Annotated in this window: 19 protein-coding genes and 1 pseudogene; 12 read left to right on the forward strand and 8 right to left on the reverse strand. The window is 69.3% G+C overall.

What is annotated here, in order from left to right; genetic code table 11:
• Positions 1-102: 102 nt before the first annotated feature.
• Positions 103-1,593, forward strand: coding sequence for an MFS transporter (locus ACZZZF_RS14995; protein WP_463499334.1), 1,491 nt, complete (start codon positions 103-105; stop codon positions 1,591-1,593).
• 25 nt (positions 1,594-1,618) lie between these two features.
• Positions 1,619-3,199, forward strand: coding sequence for a GMC oxidoreductase (locus ACZZZF_RS15000; RefSeq protein ID WP_463499335.1), 1,581 nt, complete (start codon positions 1,619-1,621; stop codon positions 3,197-3,199).
• A gap of 37 nt (positions 3,200-3,236) precedes the next feature.
• Here the strand turns inward: ACZZZF_RS15000 and ACZZZF_RS15005 are convergent, their stop codons facing one another.
• Genes ACZZZF_RS15005 through ACZZZF_RS15015 form a run of 3 tightly spaced genes read right to left on the reverse strand, consistent with a single transcriptional unit; the run spans position 3,237 to position 7,050 of the window.
• A complete protein-coding gene (locus ACZZZF_RS15005) occupies positions 3,237-4,856 on the reverse strand; it encodes an MFS transporter (protein ID WP_463499337.1) in 1,620 nt (539 codons plus the stop codon).
• Positions 4,853-5,587, reverse strand: coding sequence for an ion channel (locus ACZZZF_RS15010; RefSeq protein ID WP_463499338.1), 735 nt, complete (start codon positions 5,585-5,587; stop codon positions 4,853-4,855). Before ACZZZF_RS15010 ends, ACZZZF_RS15005 begins: the two co-directional genes overlap by 4 nt.
• Positions 5,584-7,050 carry a DUF2252 domain-containing protein gene (locus tag ACZZZF_RS15015; protein WP_072591803.1) on the reverse strand — a complete coding sequence of 489 codons (1,467 nt, stop codon included), beginning with the start codon at positions 7,048-7,050 and terminating at the stop codon, positions 5,584-5,586. The genes ACZZZF_RS15010 and ACZZZF_RS15015 overlap by 4 nt, the downstream gene beginning before the upstream one ends.
• 257 nt (positions 7,051-7,307) lie before the next feature.
• Between ACZZZF_RS15015 and ACZZZF_RS15020 the strand changes: the two are divergent.
• The 6 genes and pseudogenes from ACZZZF_RS15020 to ACZZZF_RS15045 form a co-directional block, all read left to right on the forward strand.
• Positions 7,308-8,204: pseudogene (locus tag ACZZZF_RS15020) on the forward strand (ATP-binding cassette domain-containing protein); the annotation flags it as partial.
• A gap of 31 nt (positions 8,205-8,235) precedes the next feature.
• Positions 8,236-9,078 (forward strand): hypothetical protein, encoded by an 843-nt coding sequence (locus ACZZZF_RS15025; protein WP_463499970.1) that lies wholly within the window; start codon positions 8,236-8,238, stop codon positions 9,076-9,078.
• Complete coding sequence (locus ACZZZF_RS15030; protein WP_463499955.1) at positions 9,075-10,265, forward strand: sensor histidine kinase; 1,191 nt, start codon at positions 9,075-9,077, stop codon at positions 10,263-10,265. The genes ACZZZF_RS15025 and ACZZZF_RS15030 overlap by 4 nt, the downstream gene beginning before the upstream one ends.
• Positions 10,262-10,948 (forward strand): response regulator, encoded by a 687-nt coding sequence (locus ACZZZF_RS15035; RefSeq protein WP_463499340.1) that lies wholly within the window; start codon positions 10,262-10,264, stop codon positions 10,946-10,948. The genes ACZZZF_RS15030 and ACZZZF_RS15035 overlap by 4 nt, the downstream gene beginning before the upstream one ends.
• A gap of 93 nt (positions 10,949-11,041) precedes the next feature.
• Positions 11,042-12,007 (forward strand): TIGR03885 family FMN-dependent LLM class oxidoreductase, encoded by a 966-nt coding sequence (locus ACZZZF_RS15040; RefSeq protein ID WP_363520898.1) that lies wholly within the window; start codon positions 11,042-11,044, stop codon positions 12,005-12,007.
• Positions 12,004-13,668 carry an alpha-amylase family protein gene (locus ACZZZF_RS15045; RefSeq protein WP_463499341.1) on the forward strand — a complete coding sequence of 555 codons (1,665 nt, stop codon included), beginning with the start codon at positions 12,004-12,006 and terminating at the stop codon, positions 13,666-13,668. Before ACZZZF_RS15040 ends, ACZZZF_RS15045 begins: the two co-directional genes overlap by 4 nt.
• Positions 13,669-13,671: 3 nt before the next feature.
• Here the strand turns inward: ACZZZF_RS15045 and ACZZZF_RS15050 are convergent, their stop codons facing one another.
• From ACZZZF_RS15050 to ACZZZF_RS15060, 3 genes are read right to left on the reverse strand one after another with little or no spacing between them, the layout of a single operon-like run.
• The gene (locus tag ACZZZF_RS15050; protein WP_463499343.1) at positions 13,672-14,532 is read right to left on the reverse strand and encodes an ADP-dependent NAD(P)H-hydrate dehydratase; all 861 of its coding nucleotides are present in this window, start codon (positions 14,530-14,532) and stop codon (positions 13,672-13,674) included.
• On the reverse strand, positions 14,516-15,244 hold the full coding sequence (locus tag ACZZZF_RS15055) for a histidine phosphatase family protein (protein ID WP_463499344.1): 729 nt from the start codon (positions 15,242-15,244) through the stop codon (positions 14,516-14,518). The genes ACZZZF_RS15050 and ACZZZF_RS15055 overlap by 17 nt, the downstream gene beginning before the upstream one ends.
• Before the next feature lies 1 nt (position 15,245).
• Positions 15,246-15,515: a hypothetical protein gene (locus tag ACZZZF_RS15060; RefSeq protein ID WP_053097657.1), complete on the reverse strand. Its 270-nt coding sequence runs from the start codon at positions 15,513-15,515 to the stop codon at positions 15,246-15,248.
• Positions 15,516-15,624: 109 nt separating this feature from the next.
• Here ACZZZF_RS15060 and ACZZZF_RS15065 point away from each other — a divergent pair, with 109 nt between their 5' ends.
• From ACZZZF_RS15065 to ACZZZF_RS15075, 3 genes are all read left to right on the forward strand, one after another.
• Positions 15,625-16,017 (forward strand): hypothetical protein, encoded by a 393-nt coding sequence (locus ACZZZF_RS15065; protein ID WP_463499346.1) that lies wholly within the window; start codon positions 15,625-15,627, stop codon positions 16,015-16,017.
• Positions 16,018-16,034: 17 nt separating this feature from the next.
• Positions 16,035-16,655, forward strand: coding sequence for a cyclodeaminase/cyclohydrolase family protein (locus ACZZZF_RS15070; RefSeq protein WP_053097655.1), 621 nt, complete (start codon positions 16,035-16,037; stop codon positions 16,653-16,655).
• A gap of 84 nt (positions 16,656-16,739) precedes the next feature.
• On the forward strand, positions 16,740-17,735 hold the full coding sequence (locus ACZZZF_RS15075) for an NADP-dependent oxidoreductase (protein ID WP_463499348.1): 996 nt from the start codon (positions 16,740-16,742) through the stop codon (positions 17,733-17,735).
• A gap of 80 nt (positions 17,736-17,815) precedes the next feature.
• Here ACZZZF_RS15075 and ACZZZF_RS15080 read toward each other — a convergent pair whose 3' ends face one another.
• A complete protein-coding gene (locus ACZZZF_RS15080) occupies positions 17,816-18,532 on the reverse strand; it encodes an SDR family oxidoreductase (protein ID WP_463499349.1) in 717 nt (238 codons plus the stop codon).
• 154 nt (positions 18,533-18,686) lie between these two features.
• Between ACZZZF_RS15080 and ACZZZF_RS15085 the strand changes: the two genes are divergently transcribed.
• Positions 18,687-19,289 carry a TetR/AcrR family transcriptional regulator gene (locus ACZZZF_RS15085; protein WP_463499352.1) on the forward strand — a complete coding sequence of 201 codons (603 nt, stop codon included), beginning with the start codon at positions 18,687-18,689 and terminating at the stop codon, positions 19,287-19,289.
• 7 nt (positions 19,290-19,296) lie between these two features.
• On the opposite strand, the gene ACZZZF_RS15090 is transcribed toward ACZZZF_RS15085, so the two are convergent.
• A complete protein-coding gene (locus ACZZZF_RS15090) occupies positions 19,297-19,824 on the reverse strand; it encodes a hypothetical protein (RefSeq protein ID WP_463499354.1) in 528 nt (175 codons plus the stop codon).
• Positions 19,825-19,872 lie beyond the last annotated feature (48 nt).

The following is a 19,872-nucleotide window of genomic DNA, read 5'->3' on the forward strand; positions in this document are numbered from 1 at the left end:
CTGAACTCGGCGCCGGGGTTCCTCGAACCCGTTCCCGCTCGTGACGTTGCGAGCGGGGCACACGAAGTCGCGTCGACTGCCCGATCGATCGGGTCATCGGTCATGCCTCCACTCTCGACGCTGCGTCTGCGTCTCCTCGTCGTCTCGCTGCTCACCGTGTCCTTCCTCGGTGCGCTCGACCACACGATCGTCTCCACGTCCCTCGCCACCATCGCCGGTGAGCTGGGCGCCCTCGAACACATGGGGTGGGTGGTGGTCGGGTACACGCTCGCGAGCACCGTGCTGCTTCCGGTGCTCGGCAAGCTCGGCGACGTGGTCGGCCCCCGAGCGGTGTTCCTCACCTCGCTCGTCGTGTTCCTCCTCGCCTCACTCGCCTGCGGCTTCGCGCAGACGATGCCCTGGCTGATCGGGGCACGAGTGCTGCAGGGCATGAGCTCCGCCGGTCTGCAACTGATGTCGCAGACGATCATCGCCCAGGTGACCTCGCCGCGGGAGCGTCCGAAGTACATGGCGGTCATCGGGGCCGCCTTCCCCATCGCGATCCTCGTGGGTCCCGTCCTCGGCGGGCTCATCACCGATTTCTGGGGCTGGCAGTGGGTCTTCTGGGTCAACATCCCCGTCGGTGTGGCGGCCCTCGCGCTCGCTCTCGTCGCGGTGCCGCGCATCGCACCGGGCGCGCTGCGCCGGTTCGACATCGCCGGCGCCGTCTCTTTCACGACCGCGCTCGTGGCCCTCGTGCTCGCCGTCTCGTGGGTGGCCGACCCGGCGCTGCGCACCGCCACGGTCGTCGCCTTCGCCGCGGCCCTCGTCGCCTTCGCCGCGTTCCTGCTCGCCGAGCTGCGGGCGGAGGAGCCGATCGTGCCGCTGCGCTTCTTCGCGAATCGGACGATCGCGGTCGGCACAGCGCTCTCGGCGATCATCGGCGTCGGCCTCTTCTCGATCACCGCCTACCTGCCGACCTACGTGCAGATGGCGTACCAGGCGACGGCGACCGTCTCAGGGCTCGTGCCCATCGCGACCGTGTTCGGGATGCTGCTGAGCAACCTGGCATCCGGCTTCCTCGCGAGCCGCACCGGCCGCTACCGGGTCTACCCGATCGTCGGCACCGCTCTGGGGGCCGCCGGCCTGACCGTCATGGCGCTGCTGCCGGTCGGCCTGCCGCTGTGGGCGCCGATGGCCGTCATGTTCGTGGTCGGCATCGGCACCGGCGCGTTCATGAGCCTGATCGTCACGGTCGTGCAGAGCGCCGCACCGCGCAGCGCGACCGGCACCCTCACGGCGACCGTCAACATCGTGCGACAGGTCGGCGCGACTGTGACCACCGCCGTCATCGGCGGCGTCGTCGGCTTCGGCGTCGCAGCGCTCCTGCCGTCGGGGCTCGACGCGACAGCGCTGACCCCGCAGCTGGTGCAGGTGTCGGACCCGGCCCTGCAGATCGAGGTCGCCGGCATCTACCACGATGTCTTCGCACCGGTGTTCGCCGCGCTCGCCGTCGCCTACGCCATCGGATTCGTCGTCGCGCTGCTCATGCCCCGAGGACGTCTGGCCGACGAGCACGACCCCATCGCCTCCGTCGAATCCGTCACCGCCTGAATCCGCACGCACCGGGAGAACAACCATGTCTGAGAACACCGCCTCCGAGCATCCGACCGTCGCGATCGTGGGCAGCGGACCCATCGGCTCCGCCTACGCGCGCGTGATCCTGCAGAGTCATCCGACCGCGCGGGTCGTGATGTTCGAAGCAGGACCGCAGATCACCGAGCGGCCGGGCGCCAGCGTCCGCAACATCGCCGATCCCGAGGAGAAGGCTCGCGCGCGTGAGATGGCGCAGGGTCCGCAGGCGGGCGCCTTCCGCGAGTCTCTGGGCATCCCCGCCGGAGTCGTCGTCGAGGGCATGTTCACGGCGCGGCAGGGGACCCACCTGCTCGACTTCGGCGGAGAGGGATCAGCCCACGCCCCGACGTTCCCGGCTGTCGCGGCGGCGACGAATGTCGGGGGCCAGGGATCGCACTGGACCTGCGCGATCCCGCGTCCGGCATTCAGCGAGAAGCTCCCGTTCATCGACGACGAGGAGTGGGAAGAGCTGATCACGACGGCCGAGGAGCTGCTGCATCACCAGGGTGCGGCCTTCGCCGACTCGCCGATCGGCAGTGCCATCCGCGCATTGCTCGAGGGTGAGTTCGCCGCCGAGCTCCCCGACGGATACGGCGTGAGCACTCTGCCCATCGCCGGCGACCCCCAGCCCGACGGCACGATGGTGTGGGCGGGCGCCGACATGGTGCTCGGTCCGCTCATCGAGCCGGGCACCGACGAGAGCGCCCGTTTCGCACTGCGCGACCTCTCGCTGGTGCGGCGGATCGAGCACGACGGGAGCCGCGCGACCGGAGTCGTGGTCGAGGACCTGCGCACCCGGCAGACGTCGTCCTTTCCCGCGGACCTCGTCGTGGTGGCCGCCGACGCCTTCCGTTCGCCGCAGCTGCTGTGGGCATCGGGCATCCGCCCCACGGCCCTCGGCCGCTATCTCACCGAGCACCACGTGGTGATCTCGACCGTGTCGCTCGACGGCGACCGGATGGCCGACCTCGTGACGGACGACGAGCTCGAGCGCGAGCTCGCCCGCCGCGCGACGAACCCGGCGGATCCCGTCGCCGCCGTGAACCGCATCCCGTTCTCGGAGCCCGACCATCCCTTCTCGCTGCAGGTGATGTATGCCGAGAACCCGCCCTTCCCGCTCGACGCGTCGCACCCGCACGCAGGCAACCGCTGGGGATACGTCAACATGGGGTACGGAGTGCGCAAGCATCCGCGGATCGAGGACGGGGTGCGCTTCGACGACGACGAGCTCGATTACCGCGGTCTGCCGAACATGACGATCGAGTACGCCCTCACCGACGTCGAGGAGGCGGAGATCTCGGATGCCACGGCGCATCTGCGTCGCGCCGGTGCGGCCCTGGGCACGTTCATCGCCGAGCCGCGGCTGCTGCCGAACGGGTCGAGCCTGCACTACATGGGAACCATGCGAGCGGGCACCGACGACGACGGCACCAGCGTCGCGGATCCGTATTCGAGGGTGTGGGGCTTCGACAACCTCGTGGTCGGCGGCAACGCTCTCATCCCCACCGCCAACACCATGAATCCGACCCTCACCAGCGTCGCGATCGCGGTGCGCGGTGCGCGGGAGGCGGCGTCGCGGCTCTGAGCGCCGGCGATGACCGTGCGGTCTGAGGACCGCCCGGTCATCCGTCGACGACCCTGTCTTCGCGTCGTCGACGGACCTCGATCTCCTGAGGGATGCCGCGCGAGAAGAACAGCGCCAAGAGGCTGATGAGGATGAGTCCGAAGAACGCGACACGCAGCGAGGAGAGCTGCGATTCGCGGTAGATCTCGGCCAGTGCTTCTGCGTCGTCGGCGCTGAGCCCCGCCTCCTCGGCGATCGCGGGAACGGCCGACGCGGGGACGATCGTGACGCCGTGCTCGGTCGACGCGGCCACCGAGGCGCGGGTCGTCGCGGAGAGGTCGCTCGCGGCGACTCCGGAGGCGAACGAGGTCGACAGGGCCCCGATCAGGATCGACCCGATGAGTGCGGTGCCGAGCGATGATCCCAGATTCTGGAAGACCCCCTGCAGACCGCCCACCTCGCTCGTCTCCTTCGCGCTCACGCTCGACATGTTGACGTTGCCCAGCTGCGAGGCGAGCAGCCCGAGAGCCGCACCCGAGAGGAACATGCCGACGGCGAAGAGGCCGCTGCGCAGGTCGCTCGTCGCCGATCCGAGCAGCACCAGCGCGCTGAAGACCAGAAGGAGCTGACCGATCCGCACGATGGTGCGAGGGGACATCCGCTTCGTGAGGGCGGTGCCGACGATGGAGAACAGCACCAGGGCCACCGAGAGCGGGAAGATCCTGATACCGGTCTGAAGGGCATCCAGCCCGAGTGTCATCTGCAGGTACACCGGCACCATGAAGAAGAGTCCCGCCGTCACGGCGTACTGCGCGCCGAGCACCGAGAGACCGCTGCGAAGAGAGCTGATCCGGAACATCTCGACGGTGACGAGGGGCTGACGCCCGACGCGCACGAGCATCCGCTGCCTGGCGATGAACAGCGCGACGAGCAGCACGCCGACGACGATGAGCCACGCCGCGAGCGAGATGCCGAGCGGCGCGACCGGCACGCCCCCGATGACGGGGATGCGCAGGGGCACGATCCATCCCCACACCTTGCTCTGCAGCATCCCGAAGACGACAGCGACGAGGCCCGCTGACGACAGCGCGACGCTCAGGAGGTCGATGCGGATGCGGACCCGCTCGGTGGCGTCGGTGATGATCCGGGCGTACAGCACCACCCCGATCATGATCACCACCTCTGCAGCGAACACGTAGCGCCAGTCGAAGTACGTCGTGACGAAGCCCCCGATGAGCGGACCGGCGGCCACCGCGGCCCCGGAGACCGCGCCGATGACGGCGAACGCGGTGACCCGTTCGCGTCCCTGATAGTTGTCGGCGACGAGCGCGGCGATGGCGGGTATCACCAGCACGGCGCCGAGCCCCTCGATGACCGACCAGCCGAGGAACAGGGTCTGCACGTTCGGGCTCACCGCCGTGACCAGCGAGCCGACCGCGTACACGCAGGATCCGATCACGAAGGCTCGCCGCCGACCCCACACATCGCCGAGCTTCGCTCCGAGCAGCATGAAGGCCGCCATCGTCAGCGTGTAGAACGTGATCGCGCCCTGCATCGCGGCCACGGTGGTGTCGAGGTCGTCCACGACCGTCGAGATCGACACGTTCATGACGGTGCCGTCGAGCACCATCACGAACTGCGCGCTGCCGAGCACGATGACGACGTTCCACCTCTTCATGACGCCTCCTGGCGAGAGTCGGGCCGGGTGGCCGGTCGAAGACTGCGGTCGCGCATGATGCGCGCGACCGCGGTGATGAGGAACAGCTGGCCCGTGATCGCCTCGGCGACGGCGACCGCCTGGCTGCCCGATGTCACCGGTGCGAGGTTGCCGTATCCCGTCGTCGTCAGCGTCGTGAAGGAGAAGAAGAGCTGATTCGACAGCGAGTCCTCGCTCCCGTCGCCGAACATCGGAGCGCTCGACACGAGCGACACGAGGTTGAAGACGAAGGTGAACAGCATGCCGACGAGGAGGTAGGCGGTGATCGTCGCCATCAGCGCTTCGAGATTGAATCCACGCCGCCGCGCCTGGTGAGCCACGATCGCGGCCGGAGCGACTAGAAGAGCGGCGATGGATGCGGCCGAGAACATGACGTCCAGGATCCGCCCTTCCGCCCCGACGAGCGTGGCGACGATCGTCGTGACGCCGGCGGTGGCCAGCACGATCCACGCGACGTGCTGGATGACGGCTCGCACGGCGGTGATGTGGAAGACGACGGCGACCGTGGCGAGGATGAGCAGGAAGGCGGACGGACTCGGGTTCGTGGTGCGCTGGACGGCGCAGAGCCAGTAGGAGAGGGTCAGCAGCACGAGGGCGGCCACGTAGCCGGGGACGCCGTGCCTGCCGCGCAGGGCTCTGCGTCCCGCGGCATGCGCAGCGACCGGGCGCCTCGTCTGAAGCGGAGTGCTCATGGCGCGGGTCGTTCGAGATCGGCGGCGGCGAGCCTCCCGGAATCCAAAGCGGCGCGGAACGAGGCGAAGTCCCGTTCGTTCTGGTCGGCGTAGGTGTCGGCGAACGCGATGATGGCGCTCTCGAATCCTCGGCCGCGCCCGAGATATCCGGCGATCTCGAGGCGGTCGCCACTGCGGGCGTGGGCCCGGGCGAGGGTCTCACCGCACACCCGTGCGTAGAGCGCGGCGCCTCCGGGAGTCATCGCCTCGGGATCGATCCCGCCCTTCCAGTCCTGGAGCTGGCGGATGTAGAAGTCCCTGGTGACGCCGTCGAGGCTGGTGACGCGCTGCCATCCGAGGAAGATGTCCGAGGCCGCCTGCATCAGTCGCTGCCCGCGAACGACTCGTTCGCCGGCGTGATCGAATTCGCTGGGACCGAGGAACTGCTCCAGCACCGACGGCTGCGCCTCTTTCGCCTGCAGGAGCAGCGGATCGTCGTCGTCGCGTCCGCTGAGGAGGATCACCCACGCGCGGGTGCCCACGCTGCCCACCCCGACCACCTTGCGCGCCATATGCCGGTAGCGGTACTCGGAGAGGGGATGGCGACCGCCGGGCAGAGTCCGTCGGTACTCCTCGAGCAGTTCCCGCATCGCGCTCACGTCGTCGAATCCGTCGTAGCCTGCGGCGAGCTCGTCCACGGGCACGATCAGCGGCGGATTCCCCCGGATCCGCAGCTGCCCGTCCTCGCGGTCCACGAGCTTCGAGAACGACTTCGCGTGATCGCGCTTCCGCGCTCTGGCGAGTGCGGCGTCGAGCCGATCGACCGTCTCGTCGTCGGACCGCCCCTTCCGCCTCGCGGAACGGATGCGCCGCTGCGCGCGGTCCGCGTCGAATCGGTCGTACCAGGCGTCGAGGACCGACGCGTCGGCAGCGCGGCTCATGGCGATCCGATATCCGCGCACCGCAGCTTCGACGCAGTCGTGGATCTGCGCGGCGGTGAAGCGCCGTTGGCGTCCGGCCACGGCGAAGCTCGTCGCCAGTCTTTTGATGTCCCACTCGAACGGCCCGGGCAGCGTCTCGTCGAAATCGTTCATGTCGAAGATGAGCTGGCGCTCCGGCGTGCCGAACAGCCCGAAGTTCGACAGGTGCGCGTCACCGCAGATCTGTGCGATCACACCGCTGTGAGGTGTCGTCGAGAGATCCGCGGCCATGAGCAGCGCGCTGCCGCGGAAGAAGGCGAACGGAGAAGCCGCCATCCGAGAGTGCCGCACAGGCACGAGCTCTTCGACCCGTGAGGCCGCCTGGCCTTCCAGCAGCCCGATCGGATCGGCGCGATCCGTCGGTGTGATCCACGGCCCCTGGCCCGATCTGGGGGCGCGGATCCGGGCATCCCTTCCTCGACTGCGCCGCAGGACGAAATCAGGTGCGACCGGGTGCGGTGCTGCAGGTGCTCCCGGTGCGTCGGACGAACGGGTCTTCGCCATCTCGCTCCTCATCTCGGGTGGAACCGGCACGTGAGAAGGCGGTCATCGAGATTCTGCGCTCAGTATCGCAGTGCGCGCACCGGTCGGCCAGAGAATGTGCGATCGGCTCATCCGAAGCGGGTGAGGCCGATTCGGGCGGGATCACCGGTGGCATCCCTCTGTAGACCCAGGTACTGCCCGCTCGCCCTGTTCAGGACCGCAGCCCGATGTGCCCGTGCGCAGCCGTTCGTAGCGTCGAAGATGACGAAAGGCGCGACATGATCCGAGTTCAGTCTCTGACCAAGCACTATGGCGAGCGGGTGGCGGTGAACGGAGTCGACTTCACGGTCGAACCGGGTACGGTCACCGGATTCCTGGGGCCGAACGGGGCCGGCAAGTCCACGACCATGCGAATGATCGTGGGTCTGGACAGGCCGACGGCCGGCACGGCGGAGGTGAACGGTCGCCCCTATGCCGATCTGCCCGCGCCGCTGCGCGAGGTGGGCGTCCTGCTCGACGCCCGGTCGGCCCACAGACGCCGCACCGCCTACAAGCATCTGCTCGCGATCGCCGCCACGCACGCGATCGGTGCGGCCCGAGTGCGGGAGGTGATCGGGATCGCGGGTCTGGATGCCGTGGCCGACAGGCGAGTCGGGGGATTCTCGCTCGGCATGAACCAGCGGCTGGGCATCGCCGCCGCCCTGCTGGGGGATCCGCAGACGATCATCCTCGACGAGCCGGTGAACGGTCTCGACCCCGACGGCATCCTGTGGATCAGGGCTCTGCTGCGGCAACTGGCGGGGGAGGGGAAGACGGTGCTGCTGTCGTCGCATCTGATGAGCGAGATGACCCAGACGGCAGACCATCTGCTCGTGATCGGGCGAGGATCGATCCTCGCCGACGGACCTCTGCACGAGGTGGTCGCCGGTGCGACGCGCTCTGTGGTGCGCGTCCGGACGCGGGAGGCGGACCGACTGGCGGCCCTCCTGACGGGGCCGGAGGCGACGGTCGCGTCGCAGGTCGACGGCGCGCTCGAGATCGAGAACCTCGACGCGGAGGACATCGCTCGCAGGGCAGCCGACGCGGGGATCGTGCTGCATGAGATCGCCACCATCGAGGGGTCGCTCGAGGACGCCTACCTCGCCCTCACCGCAACCGACACCGAATACCGCGCGGGGCGCAGCACACCGAAGAAGGAGCACGACGATGACCATCACGACGAGTCCCCGACGAGCGGATGCCCGCACTTGCCGCCCCGCGTTCCGACACGTGCTCCGTTCGGAGTGGATCAAGCTGTTCAGTCTTCCCTCCGCCGCGCTCGCCCTGATCGGGATCTTCCTGATCGGCATCGGCGGCAGCCTCTTCCTCGGCGTGACGCTGGAATCGTCGGGGGCGCCGTCGGTGCCGTCGATCGAACGCACCATGGCCGACGTCACCGTGCCGACCGTCGTTCTGGGGCAGATCATCGCCGGTATCCTCGGAGTCATGCTGATCGGGGCCGAATACGCATCGGGCTCCATTCAGCCCACCTTCGTCGCCGTGCCCGACCGGCTGCGAATACTGCGCGCGAAAGCGCTCGTCGCATCCTCCGCTGTCACGGCTGTCGCCCTGATCACGGTGTTCAGCGCGTGGGCGCTCACCACACCGATCTACGCGCAGTTCGGCCTCGCGGCACCGCTCGCCGCGCCGGGAGTCGTGCTCGCCCTTCTCAGCTCGGCCGCGTACCTCGGACTCTGCGCGCTGTTCGGCGTGGGAATCGGGGCACTGGTGCGGTCGACGACCGCAGGCGCGATCATCGTCTTCCTCGCCACTCTGCTGCTTCCCGTGCTCACGTCGCTGCTTCCCTACGGCCTGATCTCCCGCATCCTGCGAATCGGACAGCTGGGCAACGCGGGCGACGCGATGAGCCGTGTCGGTGCGGAGGGCGGACCGTTCCTCGACCTGTGGGCCGGACACATCAGCGTCGGCGCTGGCTGGCTCATCGCCTCGATCTGGGCAGCGGTCGCGCTCGCCGCGGGTGCGCTCGATCTGCGCACGAGAGACGTATGAGTGGGCGGAGATCAGACCTCGCGATGCTCGGGGTCTACGCGGCCGTCTCGCTGGTGCTCGGCTATCTGTCTGTCGAGTCCTCGCTGACGACTCCGGCGTGGGCGCTGGTGGCGCTCTTCGTCGCCGGCGTCGCAGCGGTTCTCGTGTCGCGACGGCATCCGCTGGCGGCCTTCATCGTCGTGCTCGTGCTCCTGCCCCTGTCGTTCGCCGGCGGCTCCGGTGCCGAAGCGGTGCTGGTCGTCGGCGCGCTGTACCGCAGCGGCGTCGTCGCCCGCCCGCAGCGGGCGTGGCTGGCATTCGCCGCCGCGGCGGCGGCCGGGACGATCGCTGCACTGGTGCTCGCGATCCGGGTGCGCGTCGGTCCGCCCCTGCTCGGGCTGGCGCCGCGGGTCGACGTGGACGCCTGGCCACTGGACTGGCTCGGGATCAGCGCGGTCGTGATCGCCGTCGCATTGATCGCCACCCTCGTCGGACTCGACGTCGGCCATCGGCGACGCGAGCTGCAGGCACTCGTGGAGAGCGCGGAGCAGATGCGCCGAGAGCGGGACCAGGAAGCGCACATCGCCGCCGTCCTCGAGCGCGAGAGGATCTCGCGGGAGATGCATGACGTGATCGCCCACAGCCTCGCCGTGATGATCGCCGTCGCCGACGGTGCGCAGGCATCCGCGGAATCGCGCCCCGAGGAATCGCGTCGTGCGATCGGACGTGTCGCCGAGACCGGGCGCCGCACCCTCGTCGAGATGCGTCGCCTGCTCACCTCCGTCCGCGGTGAGACCGACGCCGTCGACCGCCAGCGGGTGCAGGCCACCATGGAGCGCATCCCCGCCCTCATCGCCGAATCGCGCAGCGCAGGACTGCCGGTCAGGTTCGAGCAGGTCGGTGCCATCGACCCCGATGCCATGGTCGGGCTCACGGTGTACCGCGTTGTGCAGGAGGCGCTGACCAACGTCCTCCGGCACGCGCGCGAGGTGCAGGACGTGCTGGTGAGGATCAGCGTCGCCGACGACGGACTGTCGATCCTCGTGGAGGATCGATCCGCGCCGGTGGTGCCGATCGCCGATCCGGGCCGCGGTCTGGTCGGCATCCGCGAGCGCGCCGCGTTCTATGACGGACACGTCGAGGCGGGGCCCCGACCGGGCGGCGGCTGGCGCGTGTTCGTGCGACTTCAGACGGAGGCAGCGGGATGACCCCGGACACACCCACCGATCGGATCCGCGTGCTGATCGCCGACGACCAGGAGCTCGTCCGCTACGGCCTCCGTCTCGTGCTCGAGGCGGAGGACGACGTGCACGTGGTCGGCGAAGCGGCCGACGGCGCCTCCGCCGTCGAGGCCGCGATCGCGCTGACCCCCGACGTCATCCTGATGGATGTGCGGATGCCGGGGATCGACGGAATCCGGGCCACGCAGGACCTGGCCGCGCGTCTGCCGCGGACCAGGGTGCTGGTGCTGACCACGTACGATCTCGACGAGTTCGCCTTCGGAGCCCTGCAGGCCGGGGCCGCCGGGTTCCTGCTCAAGAACACGAGACCGGCCGAGCTCGTCGCCGCGATCCGCACGGTCGCCACCGGGGATGCGGTGGTCGCACCCCGCATCACCGCGAAGCTCATCGAGGTCGCCCTGCCGCACCTCGCGCCGCCGAACCCCGGGGCCCGTGAGGGCGCGCTCTCGGCGCTGACCGAGCGGGAACGTGACGTCTTCCTGCAGGTCGCGCGCGGCCTCACCAACAGCGAGATCGCGCAGACGCTGCATCTGAGCGAGTCGACGGTCAAGGCGCATTTCGGCCGCATCCTGGTGAAGCTCGATCTACCCAGTCGCGTCCAGGCGGTGATCCTGGCCTACGAACTCGGGATCGTGAGCCCGGGCAGCTGAGACCGCGGGCCGGTCCGGGCGTCGCATCTTGCCAGACTCCTTCCGGAGTGTCCACCACTGCCGCCGCGCGCTGTTCGTTGCCAGACTCGGCGCATGGTGTTCATCGGTTTTCATGCATCGCACGAGCAGATCCCCCCGAGCGCCCTGCTCGAGGCCGTGGTCGAGGCGGAGCGCGCAGGGTTCGACGGGGCGATGTGCTCCGACCACCTCGCACCGTGGACCACGACTCAGGGCGAGTCGGGTTTCGCCCTGAGCTGGATCGCCGCCGCGCTCGCCCGCACCCGCTTCTCGATCGGCATGGTCAATGCTCCGGGTCAGCGGTATCACCCGGTGATGATCGCGCAGGCGTTCGCGACGCTGGAGGAGATGTTCCCCGGCCGCTTCTGGGCGGCGATGGGCAGCGGCGAAGCGGTCAACGAGCACGTGACGGGCGACGGATGGCCCGACAAGAGCATCCGCAACGACCGACTGCGCGAGAGCGTCGATGTGATCCGCCGGCTGATCGGGGGAGAGGAGGTGGACCACGACGGTCTGGTGCGGGTGCATCGCGCGCGGGTCTGGAGCCGACCGGCTGAACCGCCGCCGCTGTTCGCGACCGCTGTGAGCGCCGAGACGGCGGAGTGGGCGGCCTCGTGGGCGCAGGGCCTCGCGACGGTCGCGCAGGAACCGGCCGCACTGCAGCGCGTCGTCGATGCCTACCGGGGTGCAGGAGGCACGGGTCCCTGCATCCTGCAGGTGCATCTCAGCCTGGCCGAGAGCGACGACGCGGCGTTCGGGATCGCGCGCGAGCAGTGGCGGAACGGTCTGCTCGCGCCTCCGGTCACCTGGGATCTCGAGCAGCCGGAGGACTTCGAGGCGGCGCTGGTCGGGATCGATGAGGAGGGGCTCCGCAAGGCCGTCCTCATCGACCACGACGCGACCGCACTGGCCGACCGCATCGCGGATCTGGTTCGGATCGGGTTCGACCGCGTCTACCTGCATCACGTCGGCTCCGAGCAGTCCCGATACCTCGACGCCGCAGCATCTGAGCTCATCCCCGCCTTGAAGGAGCGACTGTGAAGATCACCGACACGAGCGACCTCTGGTGGAAGACCGCAGTCATCTACTGCCTCGACGTCGAGACGTTCCTCGACTCGAACGGCGACGGCGTCGGCGATCTACAGGGCCTTTCCCAGCGCATCGACTACCTCTCGCAGCTCGGCGTCACCTGCCTGTGGCTGATGCCGTTCTATCCGACGCCCGACCGCGACGACGGCTACGACGTCAGCGACTTCTACGGGATCGACTCGCGACTCGGCACCCACGGCGACTTCGTCGAGGTCATCCGCACTGCACGGGACCGCGGGATGCGGGTGATCGTCGACCTGGTCATCAACCACACCTCCGACCGGCATCCGTGGTTCCTCGCCGCGAAACGGAGCGTGGATTCGCCGTATCGCGACTACTACGTGTGGCGTGACGACGCACCTCCGAAGGGACAGAAGAACGCCGTCTTCCCCGGGCAGGCGAACGGCATCTGGGGCAAGGACGAGAAGTCGGGGCAGTGGTACCAGCACAGCTTCTACGAGCACCAGCCCGACCTGAACATCGCCAACCCTCGGGTGCGTGACGAGATCGCGAAGGTCATCGGCTTCTGGTTGCAGCTGGGCATCTCCGGCTTCCGCGTCGATGCGGTGCCCTTCCTGCTCGAGATCCCCGAGGGCTCCGGCATCCCCGAGCCCCACGATCTGCTGCGCGACATCCGCCGCTTCCTGCAGCGCCGGTCGAGCGAGGCGATCCTGCTCGGCGAGGTCAACCTGCCCTACGACCAGCAGGTGCAGTACTTCGGCGGTGATGATGAGGACGAGCTCACCATGCAGTTCGACTTCGTCGGGATGCAGTCGCTGTACCTGTCGTTCGCCCGCAAGGACCCCGCTCCGCTGATCGAGGCGCTGCGGGCTCGACCCGTGCTCGGATCCGAGGTGCAGTGGGCGAACTTCCTGCGCAACCACGACGAGCTGACCCTCGACAAGCTCAGCGACAGCGAGCGTCAGGAGGTGTTCGACGCCTTCGCGCCCGATGAGCGCCAGCGCGTGTTCGGGCGGGGCATCACCCGCCGCCTTCCTCCGATGCTCGAGGGCGACCCTCGTCGCATCCGCATGGCCTACAGCCTGCTCTTCACCCTGCCCGGCACCCCGGTGCTGTTCTACGGCGAGGAGATCGGCATGGGGGAGAACATCGAGATCCCCGGCCGCGAAGCGGTGCGGACGCCGATGCAGTGGTCGGTCGACAAGAACGGGGGATTCTCGGATGCCGCGCCCAGCCGGCTCGTCGCTCGGCCACCGTCCGACGGGTACGCGCCGGAGCACGTGAACGTCGCCGCGCAGCTGGGTGACCGCGAGTCGATGCTGTATTTCGTGCGGGCGCTCACCTCGGCGTATCGGATCTCGCCGGAACTCGGCTGGGGAACGCTCGAGATCATCGACCAGCCGGCCGCCTCGCTCCTCGCGCACTCGCTCGCCGCGGACGTGGGCAGGATGATCGCCCTCCACAACTTCGCCGAGGTGCCGGTCACCACGTCGTTCCGGGTGGAGGACGAGCCTGAGGGCACGAGGCTCGTCGATCTGCTCGATCCCGCCCAGATCGCGCTGGGGCCGGACGGCGAGGTCGAACTGGAGGTGCCGGCGTACGGCTACCGCTGGCTCCGGGTCTCGCGACCGGGCGACGGACGCGTGACCTGAGGCTCAGTCGACGTCGCCTCGAGCCCCGTCGACGTCGAGCACGGCGGCGGGGAGTTCGCGCACCAGCTCGCGGGCGAGGTAGCCGAGACCCCTGCGCTCGGCGAGTCGGTCTCCTGCGCGGGCGTGCGCCCATGCTCCCCAGACGGCGGCGCGTTCCGGGGCGAGTCCTCGGGCGGCGAAGCCGGTGATGGCGCCCGCGACGACGTCGCCCGATCCGGCCGTGCCGAGGCCGGGGCCGCCGTCGTCGAGTCGCCATGCGGCGCCCGAGGGTGAGACCACGGCGGAGTAGCAGTGGATCACGGCGTCGAGCTCCTGAGCGAGTCCCGGCAGCTCCGAGAAGAGGTCGTCGACGGGGCGGCCCAGCAGGAGCTCGGCCTCGTCGAGATTGGCGTTGACGATCAGGCACGCCGGAAGATCCGAGCGCGGCACGTCGCGCAGTGCACCGACGGCGAAGGCGTCGACCACGAGGCACGAGATGTCGTGGCCCGCCAGCCGCCGCAGCCACCCGAGGGCATCCTCGGGGTCGTCCAGCCCGGGCCCGACCAGCACCGCATCCGCTCCTTCGCAGGCGCTGCGCAGGTCGTCGGTCATCGGTTCGCCCGGGCCGGGCGATTCGTGGACCCCGGCCTCGGGGAACGCGATCCGCACGACATCCGCGACCGAGGCGTCGGTCGTGACCGCGACCTTGCCCGCTCCGACGCGCAGCATGGCCTCCCCGCCCAGCACGACCGCGCCGGCCGAGAGAGACGAGCCGCCGATGATCACCGCCGTGCCGCGGGACTTCTTAGAGTCGCCGGGGTCGGGCAGACCCCACTCCTGCAGCAGCTGCGGCGTCACCCGCGTCGGCTCATCCCGGGCCGACATCGGGGCTTCCCGGGTGCACGGTGATGTCGGCGCCCAGCTGCGCGAGGTGGCGCACGTCGGAGAAGTCCTCGAGCTGCCACTGCCGGCCGTCCAGGCGCAGCCGCGTCACCGAGGCGTTGAGCACCGGGTTCGTCGAGGCGAACTGCATGAGGCGCGTCTCGTCCATCCCGGTCAGCAGTGCGACCAGCAGCATCACGACCGCGTCATGCGCGACGACGAGACCGACGCGGGCGTCGTCGGCCAGTGCGTCTCGCAGGAACGACCGCAGACGCAGGGACACATCGGCCCACGACTCTCCTCCGGGCGGCCGGTGGTAGTACTTGCCCAGTCGCGCCCGACGGTCGGCCTCTTCGGGATGCCGGGCGGCGACGCCCCACCGGGTCAGCAGATCGAGGATGCCGAGCTCTCTGTCGCGCAGCCGTTCGTCGGTGAGCACCCGCTCGACGCCGGCGACGCCCTCCACGCCCTCCATGCTGAGCGCGAACGTCTGCTGGGCCCGCACGTACGGCGACAACCAGGCGACCTGGGGCGTGACAGGGCCTCCGTGCAACGCGGTCGCCAGCGCTCGCGCCTGCTCGGCACCGGTGGTCGACAACGGCACATCGGCGTCTCGGGTCGCGAGGTCGATCACCTCGGCGCGGGCGGTCTCCGCGGCTGTCGCGGCGACGTTGCCGACACTCTCTCCGTGCCTGACGAGCCACAGCTCCTGCACGTCACATCTCCCAGTCTTCGAACGGGAGGTCCCATGAGGCGTGGTCCGGCTCGATGCGTCCGGTCGTATCGACGTGCGCCGCCTTCTCGACCGAGATCACCACGCGCGTCGTGGGGCGGATGAGCACGCTGATGCTGCGGTCGTCGCCCGACAGGGTGATGAAGGTCGGCGCTGCGGATGCGGCGGCCTCGATCTCGTCCATCACCTGCCTCAGAGGGCGATCGTCACGCAGCACGAAATTCCGGCCGTCGATCTCGATGTTCGTGCTCATTGTGCGCTCCTCCCTCTCGTGTGGCCGACGCTATGCGATCGAAGCGAGTGTGCCGAGGGCCTTGCGTCAGAGGCCGACGAGGGTTAACCGAACTCTCTACGATGAGATCATGCAGATGCTCGACACCCTCGCGCTCGTCGGCGAGGTGCTGTCGTGGGTCGGTCTCGGGCTCGGTCTGCCGATGCTGCTGATCGGCGTCCTCATCCGGACGATCGAGGGGCCGTGGCTGCCCGCAGAGATCGCCGTCATCGAGCGCGACGGGGCGTTGCTCGCCCGCTGGTTCGCCGGCGGAGATTTCCACGAGCGACCGCTGAGCCGGCAGGAATCGGCGACCGCGGAGGCGGGCTGGGCCGACGGAGTGGTCAGCGCGAACAACCCCTCCCACGCGCGGGTGGGGGAGCCGCCGCATGCACGCCGCGTCGTCGTCACCCTCGGGATCGTGTTCGCCGGCGTCGGGTTCGTGGGTCTCGTGGTGTCGCTGCTCCCGCTGCTCTGGTCGTAGCTCGTAGGGTGACGGTCATGGAGGACTCCGCCGACATCCCCGCATCCACCCCGATGGACGACTGGTTCGACGCGCTGAGTCGTCCGACCGGTTCTCCCGGGGGAGGCGCCGCGTCGGGAGTGATGCTCGCGATCGCCGCCTCGCTGATGAGCATGGTGGGCGGGTACTCCGATGACGACCCTCGAGCATCGGAGCGCCTCGATCCGCTCACCGGGCGACGCGTCGAGGCGCTGCGGGCCGTCGAAGCGGACGGCGTCGTCTCGGCACGCTTCGGGGCTGCTCTCGCACTGCCGAGCGACGACCCGTCCCGCGACGAGCGCGTCCGCGAGGCGGCCGTCGAGGCGGCCGAGTCCGCGGCGCAGGTCGGTGGCATCGGCGTGCGGATGCTGCGCGACGTGCGGGTGCTCGTCGAGGCGGGCAACCCTCACATCGCCGTTGATCTCGCCGTCGCCGCAGAGGCCCTGGGCGCCGGATTGTCGGGGGCGTCGCTGAACATCCGGGCGAACCTGCAGATCGCACGCCGTCACGGATCGTCCGACACCGCGCTCGCCGGCCTCGACGCGGAGATCGAACGGTTGGCGGATGCGCGACGCGAGGTCGCGCAGATCATCGAGGAGCTGTCCTCTCGACTCGACTGAGAGCATCTCGCCGTTGACAATAAAACTGAGTGCGCTCATAATAGAGTTCAGTCGTTATTCTGCGACGGATTCCGGAGATCACCCATGAGAGCTTTCGTCCTCTCGAAGTACGACACCGCCGTGCACGCGGCCGACGTGCCCGAGCCCTCCGTGGGCGAGCGCGACGTGCTCGTCCGCGTGCAGGCGGCGGGTGTCAACCAGCTGGATGAGAAGATCCGCGCCGGCGAGTTCAGAGCGATCCTGCCGTACCGTCTGCCGATCGTCCTCGGGCATGACGTCGCGGGCACGGTCATCCGCGTCGGCGCCGGCGTGAGCCGTTTCGCGATCGGCGACGAGGTCTACGCGCGTCCACGCGATCGTCGCATGGGGACCTTCGCCGAGCGGATCGCGATCGACGAGAGCGACGTGGCGCTGAAGCCCGCGTCGATCACGATGGACGAGGCGGGGTCGCTGCCGCTCGTCGCGCTGACGGCCTGGCAGGCCCTGGTCGAGATCGGCGAGGTGCGGCGGGGCGACAAGGTGCTGATCCATGCGGGAGCCGGTGGCGTCGGATCGATCGCGATCCAGCTCGCGAAGCACCTGGGCGCGGAGGTGGCGACGACCGCGAGCGGCGCGAACGCCGACTTCGTGAGGATGCTCGGCGCCGACCATGTCGTCGACTACCGGTCTGAGGACTTCGAGGAGGTCCTCAGTGGATACGACGTCGTGCTCGACAGCCTCGGCGGCGAGAACCTCGAGAAGTCCCTGCGCATCCTGCGGCCGGGAGGCAGGGCGGTCGGGATCTCGGGTCCGCCCACACCCGAGTTCGCCCGCGCAGCCGGCCTCAATCCACTGCGCCGACTGGCCATGGCCGTGCTCAGCCGCAAGGTCCGGGCCCAGGTGAAGCGCCTGGGCGTCGCCTACACGTTCCTCTTCATGCGGGCGAGCGGCGAACAGCTGCGCCAGATCGCAGAACTCGTCGACGCGGGAGCCATCCGCCCGATCGTCGGTCGCGTGCTCCCGTTCGAGGAGGCCGCCGACGGCATCGCGTCGCTGACCCGGGGCGGAATCTGCGGCAAGGTCGTGATCAGGGGAGCCTGAGTCCTGATCGCTGCAGAGCATCCGGACGCACGAAGGCCCCGGGAGCGATCCGATCGCTCCCGGGGCCTTCGCCGTGTGGACTACTGCTCCGAGGTGCGCGCCAGCTGCGGGTAGAGCGCCTCGAGCGGGGCGCTCAGGGCGGCCCTGACCTGCACCGAGGTGTCGTCGGCGAGCACCTCGTACTCGCCCGCCTCCGTGGCATCCAGCACCTTGGTCACGAGCACGGCCGGGTCGAGCTTCGGGTCGGTGACGTTCGCCGCCATGGCCGTGTCGACGTATCCGACGTGCACCCCGACGACGTGCACCCCGGCCGGGGCGAGCTCGAGGCGCAGCGAGTTCGTCGCCGACCACAGCGCCGCCTTGGTCGCGCTGTAGATGCCGGCGACGGCGTACCAGCTCAAGGCCGAGTGGATGTCGATGAGCGCCGACTGCGGCTGGGCCGAGAGGATCGGCGCGAAGGCGCGAGCGAGGAACAGCGGGCCGAGGAAGTTGGTCTCGACGTTCGCGCGGATCTCCTCGTCGCTGTGCGAGAGGATGCCGGGGCTGGAGGGCGAAGCGCCGGCGTTGTTGATGAGCACCGTGACGTCGGGTGCGGCCGCGACGGCTGCGGCGATCGATGCCGGATCGGTGACGTCGAGGGCGAGCGGCACGATGCGCTCGTCATCCCACTCGCGGGGCGTGCGTGCGGAGGCGTAGACCTTCGAGGCGCCGCGCGCGAGGGCTTCGCGGACGAAGTGCGTGCCGATCCCTCCGTTCGCGCCGGTGACGAGGACTACTGCTCCAGAGAGAGAAGGCATGAGGGTGGGCTTTCTGTGGGAGGGATCGAACGGATGCCGTCACGGCTTCACCGTGGATCGATGAGGCGCTCGTGGGAGAATGGGCGGACCCAGCCCACGCCCTGGTGACTATGATCAGAACTGAGCGTGATCATTATTTATTCCGAAGGACGCCATGACTGTCGACTCCCGCCCTCTCGGTCGACGTGAGCGCAACAAGCTCGACAAGCTCGAGCGCATCACGACCGCTGCCGGCGAGCTCTTCGCCGAGCGAGGGGTGGACGACGTCACGACGCAGGAGATCGCCGATCGCGCCGACATCGGCACGGGAACGCTCTTCCTCTATGCCAAGACCAAGGGCGAGCTGCTGCTGCTCGTGCAGAACTCGATGTACGCCGAGGCGCTCGGGCGCGGACGCGCCGCCGCCGCCGACGCGGACGGTGTTCTCGAGGGTGTGCTGGCGGTGATCCGGCCGGTCATCGAATGCAACCGCACCCAGATCGACAACGGCCGCACCTACCTGCGTGAGATCGTGTTCGGCGACCCCGAAGAACCGCATCACGGTGAGGCGCTCGCCCTCACCGGGCAGACCGAGCAGCTGGTCGCCGACGTCATCGCCCGTGATACGCGGGTCTCGGCCGACGAGGCCGCGGCGCTCGCCCGCATCGTCTCGGCCGTCATGTTCCTGACCATGTCCGCCACGATCAACATCGCTCACTCGGTCGAGCAGATCGTCGACGAGGTCGCCGCGCAGATCAGAGTGATCCTGCCGGCCTGACCGGACGTCAATGCACGAACGCCTTCAGCACGACGAAGGCCACCCCGAACAGCGCTGTGCCCAGCGCGCCGAGGATGCGGACGGGGATGGAGCTGCCCCGACGGAGGAAGGCCACGTAGCCGAGGAAGGCCAGGATGACGGTTCCTGACCACAGGGCGACGTCGTTCGCGGCATCGTCGGGAATGACCCGCGTCGTGCCGGCGACGAGGATGAGCGCGGGGATCCCGGCCGAGCTCAGCATCCCGAGTGAATGGCGCACCGAGCGGCCGACGGCCGTGCGCACGCCCATCTGCTCGGGATCGTCGCGGCCGAGCCGGGCGACGGCACCCGCGTAGACGTGGGCCGCCCAGAAGACGATGACGGTCACTCCGACCGACAGGAGCACCGCGGCAGACGTCTCTCCGTGTGCGGACGAGACGGCGATCAGTCCGCTCACGAGGATCGTTCCGTAGACCGCCGCTTCGGTGCCGAATCCCGGACGCAGGGTGCGGTGCGCGCGAAGCAGCGGGTGCTCATCGGGGGAAGACGCCGTCATGCTGCCGAGCGTAGTGCGGATTCCCCGGCATCCGAACCTCCCGTCGAG

Source organism: Microbacterium sp. AC215 (genome assembly GCF_979258645.1).